At 69.6% G+C, this 21,999-nt stretch carries 21 protein-coding genes and 1 pseudogene; 7 read left to right on the top strand and 15 right to left on the bottom strand.

Features of this window, described 5'->3' with window-relative positions; genetic code table 11:
• Window positions 1–386: 386 nt before the first annotated feature.
• The 10 genes and pseudogenes from ACFY2X_RS07530 to ACFY2X_RS07485 form a co-directional block, all read right to left on the bottom strand.
• A complete protein-coding gene (locus ACFY2X_RS07530; protein WP_389933820.1) occupies window positions 387–1,178 on the bottom strand; it encodes a hypothetical protein in 792 nt (263 codons plus the stop codon).
• The gene (locus tag ACFY2X_RS07525; protein WP_389933817.1) at window positions 1,175–2,662 is read right to left on the bottom strand and encodes a hypothetical protein; all 1,488 of its coding nucleotides are present in this window, start codon (window positions 2,660–2,662) and stop codon (window positions 1,175–1,177) included. Before ACFY2X_RS07525 ends, ACFY2X_RS07530 begins: the two co-directional genes overlap by 4 nt.
• Entirely contained in the window at window positions 2,655–3,419 is a 765-nt protein-coding gene (locus ACFY2X_RS07520) for an AAA family ATPase (RefSeq protein WP_389933814.1), read from the bottom strand. Before ACFY2X_RS07520 ends, ACFY2X_RS07525 begins: the two co-directional genes overlap by 8 nt.
• On the bottom strand, window positions 3,419–3,601 hold the full coding sequence (locus tag ACFY2X_RS07515; protein ID WP_389933811.1) for a hypothetical protein: 183 nt from the start codon (window positions 3,599–3,601) through the stop codon (window positions 3,419–3,421). Before ACFY2X_RS07515 ends, ACFY2X_RS07520 begins: the two co-directional genes overlap by 1 nt.
• On the bottom strand, window positions 3,564–3,938 hold the full coding sequence (locus tag ACFY2X_RS07510; protein ID WP_389933808.1) for a Mu transposase C-terminal domain-containing protein: 375 nt from the start codon (window positions 3,936–3,938) through the stop codon (window positions 3,564–3,566). The genes ACFY2X_RS07515 and ACFY2X_RS07510 overlap by 38 nt, the downstream gene beginning before the upstream one ends.
• A gap of 30 nt (window positions 3,939–3,968) precedes the next feature.
• On the bottom strand, window positions 3,969–4,997 hold the full coding sequence (locus ACFY2X_RS07505) for a hypothetical protein (RefSeq protein WP_389933805.1): 1,029 nt from the start codon (window positions 4,995–4,997) through the stop codon (window positions 3,969–3,971).
• 120 nt (window positions 4,998–5,117) lie between these two features.
• Window positions 5,118–6,551, bottom strand: a complete 1,434-nt coding sequence (locus tag ACFY2X_RS07500) for a hypothetical protein (RefSeq protein ID WP_389933802.1) — start codon at window positions 6,549–6,551, stop codon at window positions 5,118–5,120.
• A 91-nt stretch (window positions 6,552–6,642) separates the two neighbouring features.
• Window positions 6,643–6,894 (bottom strand): tyrosine-type recombinase/integrase, encoded by a 252-nt coding sequence (locus tag ACFY2X_RS07495; protein ID WP_389934778.1) that lies wholly within the window; start codon window positions 6,892–6,894, stop codon window positions 6,643–6,645.
• Window positions 6,884–7,276 (bottom strand): tyrosine-type recombinase/integrase, encoded by a 393-nt coding sequence (locus ACFY2X_RS07490; protein ID WP_389933800.1) that lies wholly within the window; start codon window positions 7,274–7,276, stop codon window positions 6,884–6,886. The genes ACFY2X_RS07495 and ACFY2X_RS07490 overlap by 11 nt, the downstream gene beginning before the upstream one ends.
• Before the next feature lie 84 nt (window positions 7,277–7,360).
• A pseudogene (locus tag ACFY2X_RS07485) lies at window positions 7,361–7,450 on the bottom strand (hypothetical protein); the annotation flags it as partial.
• A 554-nt stretch (window positions 7,451–8,004) separates the two neighbouring features.
• On the opposite strand from ACFY2X_RS07485, the gene ACFY2X_RS07480 reads away from it, so the two are divergent.
• The 3 genes from ACFY2X_RS07480 (at window position 8,005) to ACFY2X_RS07470 (ending at window position 10,111) form a co-directional block, all read left to right on the top strand.
• A complete protein-coding gene (locus ACFY2X_RS07480; protein ID WP_389933797.1) occupies window positions 8,005–8,682 on the top strand; it encodes a C39 family peptidase in 678 nt (225 codons plus the stop codon).
• Window positions 8,683–8,698: 16 nt separating this feature from the next.
• A complete protein-coding gene (locus ACFY2X_RS07475; protein WP_389933794.1) occupies window positions 8,699–9,283 on the top strand; it encodes a hypothetical protein in 585 nt (194 codons plus the stop codon).
• A 672-nt stretch (window positions 9,284–9,955) separates the two neighbouring features.
• Entirely contained in the window at window positions 9,956–10,111 is a 156-nt protein-coding gene (locus ACFY2X_RS07470; RefSeq protein WP_389933791.1) for a hypothetical protein, read from the top strand.
• 25 nt (window positions 10,112–10,136) lie between these two features.
• On the opposite strand, the gene ACFY2X_RS07465 is transcribed toward ACFY2X_RS07470, so the two are convergent.
• Window positions 10,137–11,051: a DUF6891 domain-containing protein gene (locus tag ACFY2X_RS07465; protein ID WP_389933788.1), complete on the bottom strand. Its 915-nt coding sequence runs from the start codon at window positions 11,049–11,051 to the stop codon at window positions 10,137–10,139.
• Between the two features lie 360 nt (window positions 11,052–11,411).
• On the opposite strand from ACFY2X_RS07465, the gene ACFY2X_RS07460 reads away from it, so the two are divergent.
• On the top strand, window positions 11,412–12,665 hold the full coding sequence (locus ACFY2X_RS07460) for a serine hydrolase domain-containing protein (RefSeq protein WP_389933785.1): 1,254 nt from the start codon (window positions 11,412–11,414) through the stop codon (window positions 12,663–12,665).
• Between the two features lie 156 nt (window positions 12,666–12,821).
• Here the strand turns inward: ACFY2X_RS07460 and ACFY2X_RS07455 are convergent, their stop codons facing one another.
• Window positions 12,822–15,068 carry a family 2 encapsulin nanocompartment cargo protein terpene cyclase gene (locus tag ACFY2X_RS07455; protein WP_389933782.1) on the bottom strand — a complete coding sequence of 749 codons (2,247 nt, stop codon included), beginning with the start codon at window positions 15,066–15,068 and terminating at the stop codon, window positions 12,822–12,824.
• 211 nt (window positions 15,069–15,279) lie between these two features.
• Window positions 15,280–16,215: an NADP-dependent oxidoreductase gene (locus ACFY2X_RS07450; RefSeq protein ID WP_389933780.1), complete on the bottom strand. Its 936-nt coding sequence runs from the start codon at window positions 16,213–16,215 to the stop codon at window positions 15,280–15,282.
• A gap of 113 nt (window positions 16,216–16,328) precedes the next feature.
• Here ACFY2X_RS07450 and ACFY2X_RS07445 point away from each other — a divergent pair, with 113 nt between their 5' ends.
• Together ACFY2X_RS07445 and ACFY2X_RS07440 are read left to right on the top strand one after the other, a co-directional pair.
• Window positions 16,329–17,306: a GlxA family transcriptional regulator gene (locus tag ACFY2X_RS07445; protein ID WP_389933777.1), complete on the top strand. Its 978-nt coding sequence runs from the start codon at window positions 16,329–16,331 to the stop codon at window positions 17,304–17,306.
• A 114-nt stretch (window positions 17,307–17,420) separates the two neighbouring features.
• A complete protein-coding gene (locus tag ACFY2X_RS07440; protein WP_389933774.1) occupies window positions 17,421–17,900 on the top strand; it encodes a nucleoside deaminase in 480 nt (159 codons plus the stop codon).
• A gap of 157 nt (window positions 17,901–18,057) precedes the next feature.
• Here ACFY2X_RS07440 and ACFY2X_RS07435 read toward each other — a convergent pair whose 3' ends face one another.
• A complete protein-coding gene (locus tag ACFY2X_RS07435) occupies window positions 18,058–18,819 on the bottom strand; it encodes an MBL fold metallo-hydrolase (protein WP_389933772.1) in 762 nt (253 codons plus the stop codon).
• A gap of 174 nt (window positions 18,820–18,993) precedes the next feature.
• Window positions 18,994–19,416 carry a YchJ family protein gene (locus tag ACFY2X_RS07430; protein ID WP_389933770.1) on the bottom strand — a complete coding sequence of 141 codons (423 nt, stop codon included), beginning with the start codon at window positions 19,414–19,416 and terminating at the stop codon, window positions 18,994–18,996.
• 320 nt (window positions 19,417–19,736) lie between these two features.
• Here ACFY2X_RS07430 and ACFY2X_RS07425 point away from each other — a divergent pair, with 320 nt between their 5' ends.
• Window positions 19,737–21,818 carry an ATP-binding protein gene (locus tag ACFY2X_RS07425; protein WP_389933767.1) on the top strand — a complete coding sequence of 694 codons (2,082 nt, stop codon included), beginning with the start codon at window positions 19,737–19,739 and terminating at the stop codon, window positions 21,816–21,818.
• Window positions 21,819–21,999 lie beyond the last annotated feature (181 nt).

Raw genomic sequence — 21,999 nt, 5'->3', positions numbered from 1 at the left:
CACGGGCGGATCACGAGCGGCAACATCGCCTACGCGGCGACCTCGCGACTCATCGTCACAACGGCAGGGACCTGGAGCAGTGGGAGTTCGAGGTCACCAGTGGCGGGCGTGTCCGCTATGTCATCGATGACGCCACTCGTACTGTCTGGATCGTCTACGCCTCCCCCCGGCACCCGAAAGACACCGACACCTGAAGCCGAAGGTGGGAGTCGATCAGGTGATCCCTTGTCCGGACCGTGGCAGCCTCCCGAACCCCGGTGACCACTGCAGCATCGGGGGAACCGGGGTTTCCTGCCCTGTGTTGAGCGACGAGTTTCTGTCAGTGGAAACGACAGGTTCTTGGCAGTGGCTCACGACAAGTTGATGTCAGGGAGGGTGACACTCAGTCACTGCGCTTCCGGAGGGGAATCCGGGCGGCGCGGAGCCTGGAAGCCAGCTCGCGGTGCGTCGGCCGGCACACTGGGCCGATGGTCGAGACTGAAACGAACATCGTCGTCCAAGCTGACGCGGTGCGGGCCGTTCTGGCTGTGGAGCAGGCCGCTGTCCTTGAGTGCTTGTTCGGCGTCAAGGTGATCCTGGCGCCAGCTGCCATATTCACCGTGGCCGCGAAGGACGCTAGCGGCCAGCAAGATGTTGGCTTCTTCGTCGGTGAGTGGGGCGCGGTAGCGGACGTTGTCGGCCAGGGCTCGGCGCTGGCCGTCGGTGAGCACGTCCAGACGGGCGGAGATGGTCCAGCCATCCGGGGGGACGCGGCGGAGCGCGACCGGGCCGGCAAGTGCGGGATGGGCGTGCGCGTGGCCCAGCGCCGTGGTGACTTCATCGAGCGTCCATCGCAGTGCTGCGGCGAGTTCATCTGCGGTGAGCGGGCTACTGGTGGTGGCCAGCGCGGTGAGCACGGTCAGCGCGTCGATGTCGAGGTTGGGCCGGGCAGTGTCGGCTGTTGTGTCGGCCGTGGTGGTGCTCCGGGCGGGTGTGGGCGGATCGAGTTCCTCGATGAGATCGGCGGGGTGCAGATCAAGACGGCGGGCAAGGTCGATGATGACCCGGACGGGAAGTGCTGTCAGGCCGGGGACGTCGCTGGTGTGCAAGTGGTGCGGGTGGATGCCGAGCAGGTCGCCCAGTTCCCACAGCGACAGGCCGGCTTGCTCGACGCGTTGCAGGAACGCCCGGCGGTTCATGCGGGTCGCCCCACGGGTGGGAAGGTCAGCCGGGCGATGAGGTCGCGGTCGAGCTGGCGCAGGACCAGAGCGCGTTCGTGCAGCCAGCCGTAGGAGCGCGGGGCGAGGCCGACGTCGGCGCCGTACTTGCAGGGACCTCGATGCAGCCACGGCGGGTTGAGGTTGAGCCGGTCACAGGTGCGGATGGTCCGTTGCAGCAAGACGGTGGCGGGGGTACGGGCAGGGTCGTGGTCGTTGAGGAAGAGCGGCTCGTCGGCGTCGGCGTTCTGGTGGCGTCGCAGGGCCTGGTGGGCGGCGAGCAGGTGCCGGGCGTGCGGCGGGATGAGGATCGGGCCTTGGCAGCAGGCCAGTTCGCCCTCGGCGACGGAGAGCGGGGTGAGTGCGCCGTTAGGCGCGTAGAAGAGTTTGGCCTGCGGTGGTGGCGGGTGGCTGTGCGGTGGGGGCGCGGTCAGGAGGGAGGCGTCGGCGGCGAGGTCGCCGTGGCGGAAGCAGCCGAAGTGGGTGGGCGGCAGGTTCAGGTGCAGCGACAGCGCGGTGGCCGCGACGTGGTCGGTGGGGGCCAGCGCGGCCAGGTCGCGGGCCCGGGCCGGGGTGAGGTCGCCGGGCAGCCGGGCGGCGGGGGCAGGGCCGAGGGTGGCCGGGTTCCAGCGCAGGAAGATGGCGTGCCGGAACAGCGCGGCTTGGGTGGCGCGCAGCACGATGAGCGCCAGGGCGGGTTCGGTCGCCGGTCCGAGGTGGGTGTCGCGCAGCCAGCCGGTCAGGTCGGTGGCGACGTCGGTCAGCGGCGGGGAGGGCAGGGCGAGCCAGTCGTCCAGTCGGGGATCGTGATCGGCCATCCAGACGTGGACGCGTCCGACGGCGGCGCGGTAGTGCTCGTCGGCGCGGGCGAAGGCGCGCGGGGACAGGTGGCGGCGGCAGGCGGCGCGGAAGGTGGTGAAGTCGGCGGCCGGTAGGGCTGGCCAGGGCTCGCGATGCTCGGGCCGGGCAACTCGTGGGAGCGGCAGCACGTCGGGCAGGTCCTGCGGGCGGATCACCTGATCGGGATGACCGGCCTCGACGATGAGTTTCATCGCCGGGACAAGGTGCTCGTCGCCGCTCCAGATCAGCCACAGCCATATGCCGAGCTCGTCGGACAGGGTGATCAGGTCGGCGATGCGGTCGGAGGGCAGGGTGTGGGCGCGGTCGATGAGCAGATCGGTGATGCCGGTGGCGGTCAGCCAGGCGCGGGTCAGCTCCCATCCGGTGCCGCCGATCTTGTCGTGGCGCAGTCCTTCGGGGTTCTTGCCGAGCGCGGCCAGGATGTCCAGCCCCAGGGTGAGCTCGTCGCCGCCGCCGGGCGTGGGACGGACCAGCAGGCGCGGGCAGGGGGTGTTCGTGGCGTGAAGGGTGCCGAGGCGGTGCAGGTAGTGCTGAGTGGCCCGGAGGTGATGGCGGTTGTCGACGATGATGGGCTGCGGGTGGGGCCACAGGCGGCGGTCAGTCATCCAGGCCGCCGCCGAGCAGGGTGTAGGCGTTGGCCAGCACCGCCTCGTCCAGGTGGTCGCGGCCAGCCTGGCGGCACAGCTCGGCTGCGGTGTGAGTGAAGGCCGCCCAGTCGCGCAGGGTGCCGTGGGCGTAGAAGTCGTTGATGTCGAGCAGCAGCTTGTCGTCGGCGTCGGCGTAGATCGGGTGGTAGCCGCGCATCAGCTCGGGGACCTGGGCGGCGGGCAGTACCTTGAACGGCAGGCGGCGGAAGACGCGCGAGCGCAGCATCGGCTCGCGCGAGAGCACCTCCCAGCAGCCGTCGCCGCCGACGTACAGCAGCGCGAAGCGGGTGTCGTGGTGGTCGTGCAGGTGGCGCAGCAGTTCGATGCAGTCGCTGTTGAGGCGCTGGGCCTCATCGATGCACACCAGCCGGCGGGGGCCGGTCAGCAGGCCGACCAGGTGGGCGATGAGGTGGAAGCGGCTGTGCGAGCGCGGCGGCGCGCCGCCGGTCAGCGCGGTGAACAGCTCGGCGGCCACCCGGCGCATGGTGGGCTTGGACGGGAAGGCCAGCGAGCAGGTGATGACGCGGTGCTCGCCGTCTTCGCGCAGCCGTTCCAGATGCGCGTCGACGGCGAAGGTCTTGCCGACGCCGGCCGGGCCGTGGATGACGCCGGTGGCCGAGTAGTCGATGAGGTCGTCGATGATGCGGCCGGTGAGCTGGAACTGCGCGGTGTCCAGGGTGGCGGCGCCCTGCAGGCCGAGGAAGTGGGCGGGCATCAGGGCGTCTCCTTCGGCGGGATGGCCCGGGCCGGGCGCAGCCCGAGCAGGTCGCTGCGCGAGCGGCGGGTGAGCTCGCTGTCGGCGCGGCGGCGGGCCTGGTCGGTCAGCACCGCGGCGGGCAGCAGCCGTGCCTGGGCTGGCTCACGCTGGTCGTCGGACAGCGGCGCGGGTGCGGGCACTGGCCTGGCGGCGTTGCCGGTTCAGCCGTTTGGTCTCCTGGCGGGCGTGTTCGCGGAAGGCCTCGACCTGTTCCTCGCTCAGCTGGCCTTGCGGGTGCGCGGTGCACAGGTGCTCGCCGTCGAGGTAGACCTCGATGAAGCGGTCGTCGTGCGGCATGTAGCGCACCTGCACCTGCTGGCCGCGGCGGCCCTGCAGTTCGGGAGCGACGTAGGCCAGGCCGTGCAGGCGCACGCCGTCCTTGCCGATGGTGCGCTCGATGCCAGCCAGCAGCAGATGGCGCAACCGCTCGGCGCCGATGCGAGCCAGCGCGGATGGATCGTCGTTCCACGCCTGCAACGGGGTGCGCCCATCCAGCGCGGTGTGTGGTCATTCGGTGTTGTACCAGGCCACCCAGGAGGCGAAGTGGGCGGCGAAGCGTTCGATGCGCATCGGCTGCACCGCCTGATCGGTCGCGGCCGCGCGGGCGGCGGCTCGGTCGTCCAGCGGCCCGTACAGCTTGCCGGCCACGTCGCGCGGGCCTTCGGTGAAGCCGGGCAGCCCGGACAGCAGCGTCTGGTCGATGGTGCGGTGCAGGCGTTCGATCTTGCCCTTGCGGTGCGGCTGACGGGCCGGCAACCGCAGCACCTCGACGCACAACGCGGCCAGCGCCTCCCGCACCGGGGCGGCGGCGAACTCCAGCCCGCGGTCGATGCGCACCAAGGCCGGGATCGCGCCGAAGGGCCCGCGCTCGGCATCGCAGACCAGCGCCATCCGCAACGCGGTCAGCACCGTACCGGCGTGCGGCGTCAGCGCGAGCGCCCACCCGAGCAGGGCGCGGGTACCGTCGTCGACGATCGTGGTCAGCCACGGACACACCGCCGGGCCGCGCGGCGGCAGCACCAGGATCGGCAGCTTCTTATGGTCGGCCTCCCAGACCTGGTTGCGGTGCGCGGCCGGGCGCACCAGGTAGACGCCGGCCTCGCGCCGGGCCTGCTCGCCGGAGCTCCAGCCGGCCCGCTCGGCGGGCGACAGCGCCCGGGTGAAGGCCCGCTGCAGCGTGCGCAGCGTGACCGGCTCGGCTCCCGCCCAGCCCTGACACAGGAACTCCGGGATCGGCACGCCGGCCGCGCTGGTGCGACCGTCCAGAACGGCGGCGCGAGCCCGGTGCACGGCGGCGATGTTCGCGCCGTAGTGCGCGTAGGCCTCCCGGTCGGTCTCCGACAGTTCGTAGGGCGAGGGACCGGGACGGCAGGTAGCGCCGTCTTCGCTGCCCAGCATCCGCCACACGCTGCGCTCACTCAGCCCGAGACCGGCGGCCGCCAGGCGCACATGGGCGGCGGTGAGATCGCCGTTGGCACGCAACTGACGCAGCCGTTCGACGGCGGCCTGACGCCGCTCACGATCGGCTCTCGGCATGATCGGCCTCCCGCTGCGAGGGAGATGTCTCAAGGTGCCCGGACCGGAACGTAGCAAGGCATGTCACCGCGGTCAGGCGAATGAGAAACTCTCCGGGCCAAGCGGCCGAGTCGGGCTGACCTACTCGGCGTTGTCTCTGCGCTTACGCCAGGTGTCGGGTTCGGTCAGCACCACGGCGAGCGGTAGAGGATCGCTGGCGATGGGAATGGGCAGCTGACCGTAGGCAGTGCCGTTCATGCTGGTCGAGGTGGCCCACCATTCCGCCAACACGATGGAAGGCGCGGGAGCATCGACGACCAGCACGATCGGATCCAGCCGTACACGCTGGTCTGGGCGCAGGTGCACCGGTGGGAAAGTGATGGTGACCGAGCCACCGTTCTCGATGCGGGGCACAGCAGGACACGTCGGCCTACTGGTCATCATCGAGAACCCGGACGTGCGCGCGGCGCTGTAGAGGCTCTCGTCGAAGACAGAAGCTTGACGGGGGCCAAAGGGGCGTGGCCGGGCAGGCAGCGGGACGAAGTTCTCGTTGGCCACGATGAGTTCCGCAGGACGCGGTCGGACAGCTTGGACATCGCCGGGCACGTACAGGCGTACCTCGACCTCGGCCAGGTTGGCCGCCAGCAGGTTGTGCAGCTCCAGCTCGATGGGCGTCACGTGCGCCGCCGCACCCGGCGCGAGCGCCTGCGCCCAACTGTCGGCGCAGCGTTCCAAGTAGCCGGCGACCTGCTCGCGGTACTCCTGGGGAGAGCGGTCTTCTGGGATCTCTCGCATCACCCCTGGGCGTAGCGACTGGCCTAACGCCCGCGTGCGGGCCTGTAGGGCGGCGTATTCGGCGGCCGGGTCGTTTTGCCTCCGCTGTTCTCGCTCCCAGCGCAGCAGCGACGCCATCACTGCTCGCTCCTCCTGCTGGAGCCATTGCCCCACGGCATCCTCACTTGAATCGATCGGACGCACGGGTGCTCCCGCGCGCAGGAGCACCTCGGCCTCGATCTGCTGTGCTCCCCGCCGCACTCGCGCCTCCAGGGCCGCCAGGTCGCGTGCTGTCGCCCGCCGAGTGACGCCGGGCCCGCGCACGAAAATGGTGCCCTCAGCAACTCCTTCGAGTTCCTTGTGCATGCAGAAGATCGGATCTCCCCACCGAGGTGCCTCGACCTCGACGATGAGAACCTGAGCCGATCCCGAGGGCAGGGTGACGGTCACATACGTCGGGCGCCAGCGCGGGCCGGGAGTGCCCAAGTAGGGAGTGAGTCCCTTGTCCAGATCGACCACGTCGATGGGCGTGATCCCGGCAAGACTGTTCGGCTCGATACCCACAACGACGTAGGCGCACCCCTCCGTGAAACGGGCAGCCTCGTCCGGCATGCGGTTGGCGAAACCGATGATGGCGCGAGCGATGTGGTGACAGCCGTGCTTGCTGGCCAGGTCGAGGGTGGACTTCCACTCCAGCCACGTGAACTCGTCGGCGATGCTGGCCTCGAAAACGGCCTCAGCCAGGGTCACGAGATCGGCGGGCCGCCGAGGAGCGGAACGGGTGTCGAAGTCCAACGCCATGGTGCCTCGCTTCGCCGCGCGGATGGGTTCGATCCAGCATGCCGGACCTCACCAACAGGAGAACGGCCTCACACTTCCGCTTCTGAGACGATCAGCGAGCCGACCGGTCTCGGTGTCGACGGGCGGAGCGAATCTCGGCGTCGGCGGCCTTGTCGTCCAGCAGCGCGTACAGCCGCGTGGTCTCGGTGGAGGCGTGTCCGAGGCGGCGGCGCACGGCCTCGATGGAGACGCCGACGTTGATGAGCTCGGTGGCGTGGGCGTGACGCAGCTGGTGGATGTCGATCTCGACGCCGGCCTGCGCGCAGTAGCTCTGCCAGCGATGGTGGGCGGCGTCATACGACAGCGGCCCCCCCGCGGCCGTTGATGGAGGCGCGGAACAGCGGCCCGGCGGAGTAGCCGGCGCGGGCCAGGTAGAGCTTGAGCAGGGCGACGTAGCCGCGGTCGTCCAGCAGCACGGTGCGCACGCTGCCGCCCTTGCCGTGGACGCGGACGTGTTCGTCGTCCAGGCGCAGGTCCAGGTCCTCCACATACAGACCGCACACCTCGGCGGCACGGGCGCCGCACACGTAGGCGGTCTCGAACAGCACCCGGTCGCGCAGCCGGTCCAGCGGCAGATCTTTGCGCGGCCGCCGCGTGCAAATCACCGCCAGCACCTTGGTCACGTCGGCGGCCGCGGCAGGGCGCGGCAGGGCCTTCGGGACCTTGACCGTGTCGATGCGGTCCATCGGGTTGGCGTCCAGCAGGTCGTGGCGGACGGCCCACTTGGCGAAGGAGGCGACGGCGGCGCGCTTGCGCTTGCGGCTGGCCGGCGACAGGTCGGCGAGCTCGGCCAGGAAGGCGCGGACCGGCGCGGCGGTCAGCTCGGCGAGTTCTTCGCCGTGGTGGGCGGCGAAGGCGATCAGGTCGCCGCGGTAGGCGCGCCGGGCGACGGCCGCCCTGCTCGCGCCCTGCCGGTGATCGCCATCTTGCCAGATAACAACGGTTATCTAAGAACTGAATCGGATGCTATCGCCCGGCCAAGCTGTCACAGCTGCTGTACCGGTGGCCGGATGAGGCCACGGGATGGTGACGATTACGGCACTCCGCTTCGGAGGCTGATGAGACGGGAGTGGCAGAGCGATGCGATCTCCCCCATGCGACCAGGCCGAGGCTTGAGTGCTTTCGACGACCCGGACCTCGCGGGTTTGCGCCGAGGAGACGAGGCCGTGCGGGGCGCTGCTGGTCGTGGCCGAGCGGAAGACGGAGACGTAATGGGGGCGGCCCGCAATGGAAATGCGAGCCCACTCTGTCCATTTCGGTCCAACCTGACAGGTTGTGATCATTGTTAGCGAAGTCGTGATCTCTTAACGTCAGCGGCGTGGGCCCTCCCGGGCCCCGGCGAGGAGGCGCAACGATGGGGTTTGTCCAAGGAGACGACGGCGACGTGACCGGCATAGCGAAGGGATGACGTCGCATGTCACAACCAGACGAGAGCGTTATGGTCAAGAGTCTCGGCTCGACATACTGGCGCTGGCGTCAATACCAGGAAAAGACATACTGGTGTTGGAACGCGACAACGGTCAGCATCGCGAACTTCTACGCCAACGCCCAGGCATGGACCCAGTGCGGATTCGCCACCGCGGTCCTCAACAGGAAGGACTCCCGGCTCGCCAACCAGCAGCCGTTCCAGTGCTGCCCGGATGGCGCGTTACGCGGGGACTGCAACCAGGGCTGGTGGCCGGATGCCGGCCCGCTGCAGCAAGCCGGGGTTTACATCCCGGCCCCCGAAGATTCCAGGAATTACGCCGACTGGGTGGAGGCACCCGGGTGGGTGCAGATCAGAAGGTTCCCGACGTTGACGAAGAACGAGGTCAAGGCGGAGATAGACGCCGGACGCCCGATCATGATGAACATCGGCTGGGGTGGCGGCCTCTCCGGCCACATCGTCAACATCTGGGGCTACAGCTACCGTCCGGAGACCGGTGAACTGGTGCACGTATGGGTGCATGACCCGTGGGAGGGTACTCACGGGACATACGCGGGCCAGGAGAACGATCCCATCATGTGGGTCGCATGGGAGACGCTCTTCGGCGGCTACCCGGGCGGCCCGAACGGCACCTGGAACAGGACCTTCAAGACTCGGCGAAACTAGCCTCAGGGAGCATGCGATGCCGTTGAACATGCCTGAACCGCCGGGACGGATTCGGGACGAAACACGGTCCCAGCTCGGCCTCATCGCCAGAGCCGGCGGAGAGGGCCCGAAACTGCTGGGCGAGGTCTCCCCGGATGACGTGGAGGTGTCCACCCCACACCGGGTGTTCGCCCTGCTCGTCAAAGACATCGAGGCTGGCGGCGGCCTGGAAGTGGCGCAGCCGGTGGGCTGGCGATTCCTGCTGGAGTCCGGCGGCAATGTGCTCGCCGGCGCCGAAGTCGCCGAAACACCGGACCGCACCTTCCCGCCAACGTTCTACAGAAGCTCATCCGTCGGAGCCACCGCGACCGCGGTCAGAGCCGCACGGGCCCTGCCACAGCTCGAAAAGGCCGGGTTCGACCTCCGGCTCCTGCAAATCCCCGAGCTCTACCAGACCGCCCTGTGGTTGCACTCACCCAACACCGACCTGCTCATACCACTGGCACCCTCCCCGATCGGGCACGAAGGCCAGGTCACACCACCACCGGTGTTCTTCCGGGAACTCGCCGTCCGTGCCCAGGAGTACAGAGCCCACCAGCCCCGCCACCGGGAGCCGACCTGACGCCATCCGCTCGCCCTCCCTGGAGATGACCGCAAAGAACCGGCGGTCGGCGTGAGCTGCTCGGGGAGCGGAGGCGACTTCATCGCCCCCGCTCCAAGGCCGTGGCGCCCACCACCGTCCGGTCGGGGCTCGACCCGGGCAGCCGAACCGGGCCTTCGGCTTGAGGATCTTCTGCGGCGGTCCTCCTCCGGTTCGGCACGCGACCCCGGAACCCCGGCGAATCTCGTTCAGCGCCTCGATGACCGCGCGCACCCGGCATAGGGTGCGGCTACGCCTCTGTTCGCGGTCCTGCACGCGGGCCTCGATCGCATCCCGGTACTGGCTGATCGTCTTACCGTCCACACTCAGCAGTCGCGCGATGCCGCCCAGGGTGCGCATCTGATCGGCCTCGGCGGACATCGGGTACGGCGCCGGCTGCGTCAGCGCCCTGGCCCGCCACGCGTCCAGGGCGGCCTCGTCGTAAAGCTCGGGATCCGGGCCCAGTGGTGTGCGGCGTCGGCTGTCCGCCCGATCGGGGGGCGGGAAAGCCGTCCTGGGGACGCCAGAAGTTGCGGATGTACTTTGCCGAGCGGCCCCACCTTGGCGCCCAGTCAGCCAGAGTGATGCCCTCGGTCCCGCTCTTCATCGAGACTCTCCGTCCACCTGCCTGATCACACTCTGCTACTGACGTTAATGTCGCGGCCCACTGACACTCTCCTGTCGCTCAACACCCTGTGGGCATCGCGCCCGTCGGCGAGTGAGCAAGCGGTCTTCCTGCTGTGGGCCACCTGGGCCTGCTTTTCCGATGACCTGCGCGGCGTGGACGTCCACGATCAGCCGGCCGCTTGACTGTCGGTTGATCGTCGGGCTGAGGTCAGCCGATGAGGCGTCTGCGCCAGTCGATCGGCGTGACGGTGATGGTCTGATCCGGATCGCCGTTCCATTCGGCGGGGAGGCCGGCCTGCCCGAGCGCGGCCACAACCTCATGGCCGATGGCCGCCGTGGTGGCCGGTGAGCCGTCGAAGCCGCCATACAGGAGCGTCAGACCGTGCCCGGCCGCGACGACGTCCGTGCACTGGCTGTGGTAGAAGACGTAGCCCCGGGCGTCCGGTGAGCCCGCGTCGCCGATCTCCGTCCGGCCGCACGAACCGCAGCAGGTGAAGTTCTCCTTCGTCGTGATGCCGGCGGCCGCCAGGGCCGTGAACGCGCGGGTGAGCCGTTCGGGGTCGGTCTCACCCTCCCAGGCGGCCTGCTCCTCGACACGCTCCAGCCATAGCCGGTCGGCCAGTTCGCGGGCCTGTTCAGGTGAGACAGGCCGGCGATCGTCCGACACCAGGTACTCCTCCGCGATCTCGGCCAGCTCCGCCCTGGTCGCATACCCGCCTGTGATCACCTCGCGGATGCGCTTCTCGAGGCTCGCACGATCGTCCTCTCCCAGGTCGAGCGGCGGAGTCGGCTTGGCCGTACCCAGGTCCAACGGGGTCCAGGCGAGCGCGGATCGCCGACTGTCCTCCTGGCGCGCCCACGCGATCATGGCTGCGATCACCGGCTCGGAACTGTCGAGGATGACCTGGAAGTGCCGGTCGGCCCCGCCTTCACGATGCTCGAGCATATAGTCGCCTCCGTCGGACCACACCTGCATGAAGACGTCCGGCAGGTCGGGGATTCGCTGAAGGATCAGGAACCTGCAATTCCGCCGCCCCAGCCCACCGACCAGTCCGGCGATGTCCTCCTCGCCTGCCCGCACGAACCGGCGACCGTCCTCGGTCACCACAGTGATCGCCAACATGCCGTCCACCCTGGCACACCACCCTCCGAAGGAGAAACCATGCCGGACCGTCCTCCAGTGAGGGCCCCAGAGCCGGTCTGATCTCCGTATCTGGCCAACCCGCCCCCCGCCGCACATGGCCGTCGGCCCCGACGCCCGAGCCCTCAGATGTGCAAAAAGATGACAAATTTGGTGTTTATTCCGTTTCGTCTCTTCAGTCCTGTCGCATCACTTTTCGTATCACCCTGGCCGCAGTACTGGACCGCCGAGCACAAGGGCGGTGACGCCGGCATGAGGAATGATTCCCGAGCTGACGACGACGCCCCGAACCGTGCGCGCCGGATGAGAGCCGGCTTCGGGGCGTCGCGTACCGCCCGCCGTATGGCTCTGCTGGCGCCGTGCGCGGCTCTGCTGATCGCGGGCACCTTGCCCTCAGGGGTGAGTTTCACTGCCCTGCTCGACGTGCCGGCTACGGCAAGTGCCACTCCGTCGGCGCTGAAGCCCATCGATCCGGCCGTGTTCCAGTCTGCCGTGGAGCGTGCGGCGAAGAAGCTCATGGTGCCCGGCGCGGTGGTCCTGCTCCGCACCCCGCAGGGAACCTTCCGGGCGACCACCGGCACAACCGAGTTGGGCACGGCCAAACCGCCCACCACGGGCGACCACTTCCGGATCGCCTCCAACACCAAGACCATGACCGCGGCGCTGATCGTCCTCCTCGCCCAGGACGGCAAGCTCCGGCTGAGCGACCCGGTGTCCGCCTACGTCCCCGGAGTACCCAACGGCGACCACATCACCATCGCCGAGCTGCTGAAGATGCGCAGCGGACTCTACAACTACACCAACGCACCCGAACTCGCGGCGACCATGGACACCGACCCGGGCAAGGCCCAGACACCGCAGGCGATGCTGACCATCGCGTTCCGGCACCCGCCGAACTTCGCGCCCGACGCGTCCTACGAGTACAGCAACACCAACTACGCGCTGCTGGGCCTCGTCGCCGAGAAGGCGGACGGCCACCCGCTGGCCCAGCAGTTCCGGGACCGGCTGCTCGCCCCGCTTGGCCTGACGGGAACCTCGCTGCCCGGCCCCGACGACCTGTCCCTCCCCGCCCCCTATTCACACGGCTACATGTACGGTGGGTCGGCCTACGCGCTGGTCGACCGGCCCTACCCCGCCGACGTGCAGGCGGCGGTCCGGTCCGGAAAGCTCCGGCCGCTGGACTACACCCATCAGAATCCCTCCTACGCCACTGCTGCCGGAGGTGTCATCTCCACCGCGGACGACCTGGCCATCTGGATCCGGGCCCTGGTGACGGGCAAGGTCCTCAACCCCCCGTTCCAGCAGCAGTGGCTCCACAGCCTGCAAGCCGAGGACCCGGCCGGGCCCGACGGGCGGAAGTACGGGTACGGCATCACCTACCAGCGCTTCGGTCCGAACGCCTCGATGTACTACCACGGCGGTGAACTCCCCGGATTCAACTCCTTCATCGGCCACGACCCGGACAATGAGGTCACGCTCGTGATCTGGACGAACCTGACCCTGTCGCCCGGCGGCCGGACCACTGCCAACGCCCTGCTGCCCACCGTCCTCAACCAGGTCTACGCCGGCCTCTCCCTCCCCACCGCCGCCGACTAGGCGGCCTGATCCTCTCGTTGGCGGGCAATCCTGCGGGCGGTGGCGATACGTTGGCGGGCGAGTTCAGCCCATCGGGTCTCGGCCGCGGAACGCGTGCCTGAACCTGCGGGATCATGGTCGGCCGGGCAGGAGGCGTCACGGTTGGCCGGGCGAGAGTCAGCCCGTCCCCATCGAGTTCCCGGCGGCCACGGCCCGCACCGCGGAGGTGCCGAGCCCGGTGGGCAGGAACGAGGAATCCGCCGGTGTGCCCGGGGTCCGGGCACACCGGAGTTCGGCCTCGGTGTAGCGCGCGCACCTGCGGTGCCATTCCAGGATCCCCGACATCCACTCCTTGAGGTCGTCGGCGTGACGGGTGAGAGTCCTCCGGCTCTGCTCGTCGAGGGCGAACTCCTCGAACAGCGCCGGCAGGCCGTTGGCGACAATGTGCTCGAACTGCCGCATCCGCGCCGTCATCAGATCGGTCACGATGTCCCGGGCCGTCCATCGGTCCACGTCGAGGAAGTTCTCCACGACCAGGACGAGGTTGTGGATCTCGCCCCCGAACTCGATCTCCTTCTGGTAGGAGAACAGGTCGTTGGTGAAAGCGGCGTAGTCATGCGCCGCGGTGTCCAGCTCGCGCATGGTCCGGGTCTGGTAGATCTCCGGGGGGATCACCTCCGAGTGCGCGAGCCGGGCCAAGCTCATCGTCATGTCCGATCCGAACGTCCTGCGGCGCATCTCGATGTAGTCGACCGGGTCGGGGACGCGGTTCTGGGCCTCGTTGGCCAGCTCCCACAGCCAGGCGGAGGTCATGTCCTCAATCGCCTGGCGGAACTGCCGCCGGGCGGGCATGCTCATCGGCCCCGCGGTGCGCCGCCACAGGTCCGCCAGGCCACGCTCGATCGGGTTCGCCGGCTCCGGGGTGGCCCCCGCGTCCAGCGGCATGAACGCCGGGAGCCGCTCGTCGCAGAGCTTCGCCGCCACGAGGTCGCGGGACCTGCCGAACACCAGGGGGAAGTAGTCGTCGCCGTAGGTTCCCCAGGCCAGCCAGTCGGAGGACAGGTTGAGCTGTTCGGGGCTCGCGTCAGCGTGGATCATCGCGGCGCAGTGCGCGAAGTCGAAGCCGAGGAAGCGCCGCTCGTCCCACATCCCGCCGGGTTCCGTCCCGGGCACCGAGTCGAACATGCCCATCCGCCGCGCCCAGCCGACCGCGTGGCGTCGCGCGGCGTCCAGGTGGGGGCTGACACGGATCGGGTAGGGCATGTGGAAGTCCGGCAACGGCAGATGCCCCACCGGCTGGAACGGCACGTGAGACCGCTGCCGGAGCCTTCTTCGCAGGCTGGAACTCGCCGGGGAGAGCAGCCTGGCGGCGGAGGTGCCCAGGCCGGTCGGGCCTCCCAGCACGCCCACGGAGCCCGAGGCCGCGCCGTCGTTCATGTAGCGGCTGGATCTCGCGTGCCATTCGTGCCCGCCGGACTGCCAGTCCTGCAGGCCCTTGACGTAGGCGGCCACTCCGATCTGTTCGTGCGGGGGCACGGCGTGCTCGGCCAGCAGGGCCGGAACCTCGATCAGCGCCGTGTCCTCGAACTGCTGCAGCCGCGAGGTCAGCAGGTCGTTGACGAGCTCGGCGGCCTCCTGTGTCGAACAGCCGAAGAATCTCTCGAAGACCAGCACCGCGTTGGAGTTCTCGCCCTCCTCCTGGACCTCGCGCTGATAGGAGAACAGGTCGTTGCGCAGGTGCACGGCGTCCGAGAACGTGTCCGACAGGACGCGCATCGGTCTCGTCCCGGCGAGGTCGTCGGGGATCTCCGCGCCGGCGGCGTACTCGACGAGGTTCGCCGACCATGGCGCCCCTCCGACTCTTCGCCGCATCTGCACGTATTCGATCGGGTTGGCGATCCGGCCACGGTCGATGTTGTCGAGCTCCCACATCGACTCCACCATCAGGTTGTGCGTGCTGGTGACGAAGCGTCGCCGCCATCCCTGCGACATCGCCGGCACCGTGCGTTCCCACAGGTCTCTCAGCCCTGCTTCGGCCGCGTTCGTCGGTTCCGGTGGCGTCTGCCCGTCCTCGGTCATGAACAGTTCGAGGTGGTCGAGGTAGGCCTTGGCCCCGGGAAGGTCGCGGGAGTGCTTGAAATGCTCAAGGAAATGGTCGTCGAAGAAGAACACCCAGACATACCAGTCGGTGATCAGGTCCAGGGTGGGACCGTCGCAATCCGGATGGGTGTAGGCGCACATCAGCGCGTAGTCCATCTTGGCCAGCGCCGCCTCGTCCCAGACGACGCCGCCGGCGGGCTTGGGCGCGTCGAGCATCCCCATCCGCCGGGCCCACGTCGCGCTGTGCTCGCGGGAGCGCTCCAGGTACGGGTTGATCCTGGCCGGATACGGCATGTAGAAGTCAGGCAGTGCGAAAGCCTGCATGAGCGCGCCACTCTCCTAGGCCGACCAATGCTTTTCACTTACGGTGATGATACTGTCACTTTAAGCAGCGTTTCGCAAGATCCAGCCGAGCGCCGGTCCGAGGCGCCCGCCCGCATGGGGCGGCCAGGACCGCGGGCCGGGCCGGATCCGTTCCCGGTGCCGCTTTCGTCCTGTCCGTCATCGCCGTGGCGCCCCTGGTGACGGCAGGCCGTCAGCCGGCGACGGTAAGAACGATCTTTCCGGTCGTACGGCCGGCCTCGCCGATCTCGTGGGCCTTGGCCGCCTGCTCAAGCGGCAGAACCGTGTCGATCTCGGCGCGCAACTGCCCCGCCTCGACGAGCGCCGCGATCGCCTTCATCCCCGCGTGGTCGGGCTCGACGATCATGAACCCGGCCCGGACGCCGAGTTCCTGTGCCTTGGACGCCAGGTGGGCCTCGGCCGGCGAGGCGAGCGACACGACGATGCCGCCGGGACGCAGGGTCCGAAGCGAGCGCGGCCCGTAGTCGCCCCCGATGGTGTCGATCACGATGTCGACGTCGCCGACCGCCGACGCGAAGTCGACCTGCGTGTAGTCGATGACCTCGTCGGCGCCGAGGCCGCGGACGAAGTCGCGCTTGGCCGAGCGGGCGGTGCCGATGACGTACGCGCCGCGCGCCTTGGCGATCTGGACGGCGAGGTGGCCGACGCCGCCCGCCGCGGCGTGGATCAGGACGCGCCGGCCGGGGCGCACGTCGGCCGTGTCCACCAGCGACTGCCACGCGGTGAGCGCGGCCACCGGGAGCGCGGCGGCCTCCACGTGGGAGATCCCGGCCGGTTTGCGGGCGAGGTGCCGTGCCGGGGAGGTCACGTACTCCGCGTACGTACCCGCCGCCTGCGGGAGCCGCGGCATGCCGAACACCTCGTCACCCGGCTTGAACATCGTCACGCCGAGCCCTACGGCCTCGACCACGCCGGACACGTCCCACCCCAGCCGGACCGGTGAGTCGCCCAGCAGCCCTCCGGTGGCCCTGTGCCACCAGTCGGTCGGGTTGACCCCGGCCGCGTGGACCCGGATGAGCACCTCCGAGATCCCGGGCTCCGGGCGATCGGCCTCGACCACCTTCAGCACCTCGGGCCCTCCGAACGAGTCCTGACCGATAGCGCGCATAGTCACATTCCTTTGCTCTCGTGTGGATCGCCTCGCGGCGTGTGACCAACGTTGCCGCAGCCGGCAATGCCCTCACGAGTGGCCAGATGGCCAATATGTGAAAGAATCTAGCCATGCATCGTGTCGTCGTATTGGCCCTCGAGGGTGTCTATCCGTTCGAGCTCAGCATCCCGGTCCGGATCTTCGGCACCGCGACCGGAGAGAGCGGCGAGCCGCTCTACGACGTCATCACCTGCAGCCTCGACGGCGGCCCGGTCAAGACGAGCGCCGACTTCGCCGTCGCCGTGGAGCACGGAGCCGAGGCCTTCAAGACGGCGGACACACTGGTGATCCCCCCGTTCGCGTGCGGCCCCGTGGACGAGAGGAACTGGCTTCCCGACGAGCTGGCCGAAGCGTTCACCCACCTCCGGCGAGGCTCCCGCATCGTGTCGATCTGCACCGCCTCGTACGTCCTCGCCGCCGCCGGCCTGCTCGACGGCCGCCCGGCGACCACGCACTGGAACGACGCCGACCACTTCCAGCGGACGTTCCCCCAGGTCAAGGTCGACCCGGATGTGCTGTTCGTCGACGACGGCGACGTGCTCACCGCGGCGGGGGTCGCCGCCGGCGTCGACCTGTGCATGCACATCGTGCGCCGCGACCACGGCAGCATGGTCGCCAACCGGGTGGCCCGTCTGTGCGTCATACCGCCATGGCGCGAGGGCGGCCAGGCGCAGTTCATCGAGCGCCCGGTGCCCGAGCCGTCGACGGCCACCACGTCCGCGACCCGCGCATGGGCGCTTGAGCAGCTCCACTGGCCGCTCGCGCTGTCCGAACTGGCCGCTCACGCCGGGATGAGCGTCCGCACGTTCTCCCGGTGCTTCCGCGACGAGGTGGGGATGACTCCCGTCCAATGGCTGACCCGGCAACGCGTCGAGCACGCGCGCCGCCTGCTGGAGACCACCGATCTACCGGTGGACCGCGTCGCCGCCGAAGCGGGTTTCGGAACCGCCGCCTCCCTGCGCCAGCACCTGGCGTCCACGATCGGCGTGTCGCCCACGGCCTACCGCCACACGTTCCGCACCAACGATCACATGCCGATGAGCGCGTGACATCGGCACCCCTCTCGGCCAGGGGTGTCGCCGAAAGCCCGGGACCGCGGTGAAGCAGCCGGCCCGCCGGATCCCGATCAATTGCATTGAAGATCACTTTTCGGGGAGGGCGTCATGACGGACGACGACGAACTGCGCTACCTGCGCCGCTGCGTGGAGCTGGCGGCCGAGGCCCTGGAGGAGGGCGACGAGCCGTTCGGCTCCGTGCTCGTCGCCGCGGACGGGACCGTCCTCGCCGAGGACCACAACCGTGTGGCCTCCGGCGACCGGACCCGCCATCCGGAGTTCGAGCTGGCGCGCTGGGCCGCGGCGCACATGACCCCCGAGGAACGAGCGGCGGCGACCGTCTTCACCTCCGGTGAGCACTGCCCGATGTGCGCCGCCGCGCACGGCTGGGTCGGGCTGGGCCGCATCGTGTACGTGAGCTCTTCCGAGCAACTGGCGACCTGGCTCGCCGAGCTGGGGGTTCCCGCGCCTCCCGTGCGTACCCTGCCGATCCGGGAGGTCGTCCCCGGCCTCGTGGTGGAGGGCCCGTTTCCCGGCCTCGCGGAGCAGGTGCGCGACCTGCACCGCCGATTTCACGGCTCGTCCTGAGAAGCAGGACTACGATCGCACCACCGTGAGGCCCTCATCGCGGAGCCCCGGACGCCCGGCGCGGCCGGTCGGGCCTCGGATCCGGAAGGCGGCCCGCGCCCCGCGGGCCGCCCGCCCTCACAGGTCTGCGCCCGCCCTCACAGACCGGCGCCCGCCCTCACAGGTCGATCTGCTCGCCGGGCTTGAGGAGGTGGAGCCGGTCGGTCAGCCCGGCACGCTCGAACGACTCGGCAAGGGTGTCGGCGCCCTGGGTGAAGTGCGTCCAGTGCTCGAAGTGCAGGGGCACGACGTGACGGGCGGCGAGGATCGCCGCCGCCTCCGCGGCCGACGCGCTCGGCAGCGTCAGGTAAGCGTCACCGAGGAGCGCGGTCTGCGCGCCACCGGCGAAGAGGACCGCGACGTCCACCGTGCCCAGCCGCGCGACGATCTCGCGTACGACGTCGAGCGAGGCGTTGTCGCCGCTGACATACACCGTCGGCAGGCCCTCGCCGGACAGGACGAAGCCGGTGACCTCCCCGACCAGGTGCTCGCTGCCGTCCGGCCCGTGCTGTGCGGGCACGCCGGTGACGCGCAGCACGCCACCGGCCGGGCGGGGCAGGTCCACGTGCTCCCAGCGGGCCAGCGCCCGCACCGGCTCACCCAGCCGGCCGTGAGCCGAGGCGGTGGACAGCGCCAGCGGCGCGCCCAGCAGGCATTCGCGACCGGACGCGTCGAGGTTGTCGGGGTGCTGGTCATGGGACAGCAGCACCGCGTCGACCGGTCCGACCTGCTCGGGCCCGAACGCGGGACCGGCCGTCTTGGTCAGGAAGCGGCTCCCGACGGGATAGTCGCCCGGCGGATCGAAGGTCGGGTCGACCAGCAGGCGCAGGCCTCCCAGCTCAAGAACGGCGGTGGGACCGCCGACGTACCGAATCCTCATCCGCTCTATCTCCTGCCACTAACCCAATCGCCAACAAATCGGACACTCTAACAGCTGCCGAGATCCCATGATCCGCAGGCCTCCCACGGCCAGAGCCACGGCACGATCCGGGACCCGTCGGGCCGGGACAGCCGGGCGAAGAACGTGTCCGCCACGATCGCGGGAAGCGGCCGGTCAGCTCGGGACGACGCCGTCCAGATAGACCCACGCGCCTTCGTGCCGTGCGAACCGACTCCGCTCGTGCAGCTCTCCGGGCTGCCCGCGGTAGGTGTAGCGGGCGCGGAAGGTGACGGTGCCGTCGGTGTGGAAAGGGCTCCCGCCGGAGACGTCCTCGATCTCCAGCTCGGTCCACCGCATGCCCCGCTCGAACTCGACGCGTGCCGGCCGGGTGGTGGGATGCCAGGTTCGCAGCAGATAGGCCTCGTCCTCGACCGCGAACGCGGCGAAGCGCGAGCGCATGAGCGCCTCCGCCGTCGGAGCGGCCTGGCCGCCGTGGAACCGGCCGCAGCACTCGCCGTAGGCGGCGGGCAGGCCGCAGGGGCAGGGCCGCGCGGCGGCGCGCGGCGGCGTACGACGGGGGCTGGAGGTACCGTTCACCCTGCGAGGCTATCCGGTCTCCCGCCGGTCGCTCCCGGGCGGAGCCCCCCACGCGAAAACGCCTTCCGGGCGGCCACGGCCGGGGAGAAGTCCGGGTACGGCGACGCCGCCACGACCGCCTTGACCCCGGCAACGGGCGAGGGGCCTTGAGCGGGCGGCGTACTATCCTGCCATCAGGGCTTCCGTGAATCGCGTACCCGCCAGGCTCTTGATCGAGCACATCCTGAACAGAGCCGGGTTCCCGCTCCCGCATCACCGGCCGAGCCGGGAAGCGGAGCGGACGTCCAAGAAGAACCACGCCATCTGGGTGACGAGCCACCATGATTACCCACGACGCGCTGACAAGAGATCACCCGCAGATCGAGGCATCCAGTTTCGTCGGACGCAGGCAGGAAATGGCCGATGTCCGGCGGCTGCTGCCCAGAACTCGGCTGCTGACGCTGACCGGTGCCGGCGGGGTCGGCAAGACGCGGCTGGCGCGGCGGACGGCCCAGTCCCTGGGCGGGAGGTTCCGGGACGGGGTGGAGTTCGTCGAGCTGGCCACGTTGGAGGACAGCGAGTTGCTGGGTCCGGCCGTGGCCGCGGCGCTGGGCCTTCGTGATACGAGATCTCACACGATGCCGGTCCTGACGGACTATCTGCGGGGCAAGCGGATGCTGCTGGTGCTGGACAACTGCGAGCACCTGCTGCACGCGTGCGCGATCCTTGTGGACGCGCTGCTTCGCGCGGCCCCGCGCCTGCGGATCCTGGCCACCAGCCGGCAGGCGCTGGGGGTGGCCGGTGAACAGATTCTGTGGGTTCCGTCGTTGCCGGTCCCGGATCTCACCGACACCGTTCGCGGCATCGCGCGATGTGAGGCGGTGCGGTTGTTCACCGAACGGGCGGCGAAGGCGCGGCCCGGATTCGCCGTCGATGCGGCCAACGCCATGGCGATGACCCGGCTGGCCCGGCGCCTGGACGGGATTCCGCTGGCCATCGAGCTGGCGGCGGGGCGGTTGCGAACGATGCCGGTGGAGCAGCTCGTACGAGAACTGGACGAACGCTTCGACGTGCTGGCCGGGGGCAACACCGAGTTACCACGCCATCAGACCCTGCGGGCGACCATGGACTGGAGCTTCGCCCTGTGCTCATCCGGTGAGCAGCGGTTGTGGGCACGGCTGTCGTTGTTCCCCGACGGCGTGGACCTGGAGACGGCCGAGGCGATCTGCGCGGGTGACGAGATCGCGCGTGATGACGTCTTCGAACTGACGGCCGGGCTGGTGGACAAATCCATCCTGAGTGTCGAACACCGGGGCTCCGAGGTCCGCTACCGGATGCTGGAGAGCATCCGCGCGTACGGCCGCGAGCACATGACCGACTCGGAGGAGCGGGAGCTGTCCCGGCGCTACCGCGATCACTATCGACGCCTGACCGACCGGAACCGGCTTGATCAGATGGTTCCGGATCAGGTCGAGCGGTTCTGGACCCTGCACGGGGAGCTTTCGAACGTGCGGGCCGCGATCGACCTCTGCTTCGGCCGGCCGTACGACGCGCCGGAGGGGTTGGAGATCGCGTCCTCGCTGTGGGGCTACTGGATCGTCTCCGGGTTCCTCACCGAGGGCCGGCACTGGCTCGCGAGAGGGCTCGAACTTGTGACGGGGGCGAACGCCGCCCGGCTGACGGCCCTGGCGGCCGACAGCGAGCTCGCCATCCATCAGGGCGACCTTGCCGCGGCGACACCACGGCTGGAGGAGTTTCACACCCTCGCGCAGCGGATGGGGGACAAGGCGGCCCTCGCGTTCGCCGTCCAGATCGCGGGCCTCGCCGCGTTGTCCGCCGGTGAGTGCCGGCGCGGGCTGGCGCTCATGGACGACGCGCTCGCCCTCCACCGTGCGGCCGGCGACATCAACGCCGTCAGCCGCACCCTGTTCCAGGCCGCCGCGTTCGGCTCGGCGGAAGACCCCGGCCGCGCCAAGGCCTTCGGTGATGAGCTCCTCGCCCTGTCCGATGCCTACGACGCACCCCTTTACCGGGCATACGCGCTGTTCGCGGTCGGCCTCGCCACGTGGAAGCAAGGCGACTGGCGCCAGACCGAAGCCATGATGCGCAAGGCGCTCCCGCCCTTGGAAGGCGTCAACGACCAATGGTGCCTCACCCAGTGCCTGGAGGTCCTCGCCTGGACCGCCGGCGCACGCGGCCTGCACCTACGCGCCGCCCGATTGCTGGGCGCGGCCGACACGCTCTGGCAGGCCCTCGACTCCTCTCCGACCGAACTGGGGTACTCCGTGCACTCGCACCGGAACTGCGACGCGCACGCGCGGCAGTCGCTGGGATCCCAGGCCTTCAGAACGGCCTTCCAAAGCGGGAGGAAACTCAGGCTGGACGGTGCGGTGGCATACGCGCTCGAGGACGAGGGGCCCTGACGGGCGTTTCCAGCCGATTGATCTTTGATGGATCAGGCCGTCCGGACGACTTGACGACCGCGCAGGAGACGTTCCAGGCCGCCGTACGGCAGGCCGAGGCCGACGACTCCCCGCTGCTGGGCGCTCATTCCGTCACCGCCGTCGCCGAGCTCGAACAGGGGACCGCACCCCGGGCCCTGCG

The organism is Streptosporangium sp. NPDC000396 (genome assembly GCF_042898655.1).
Lineage (GTDB): Bacteria > Actinomycetota > Actinomycetes > Streptosporangiales > Streptosporangiaceae > Streptosporangium.
Note: the sequence above shows the minus strand (reverse complement) of the source record. Positions and strands in the feature narration are given on the sequence as shown.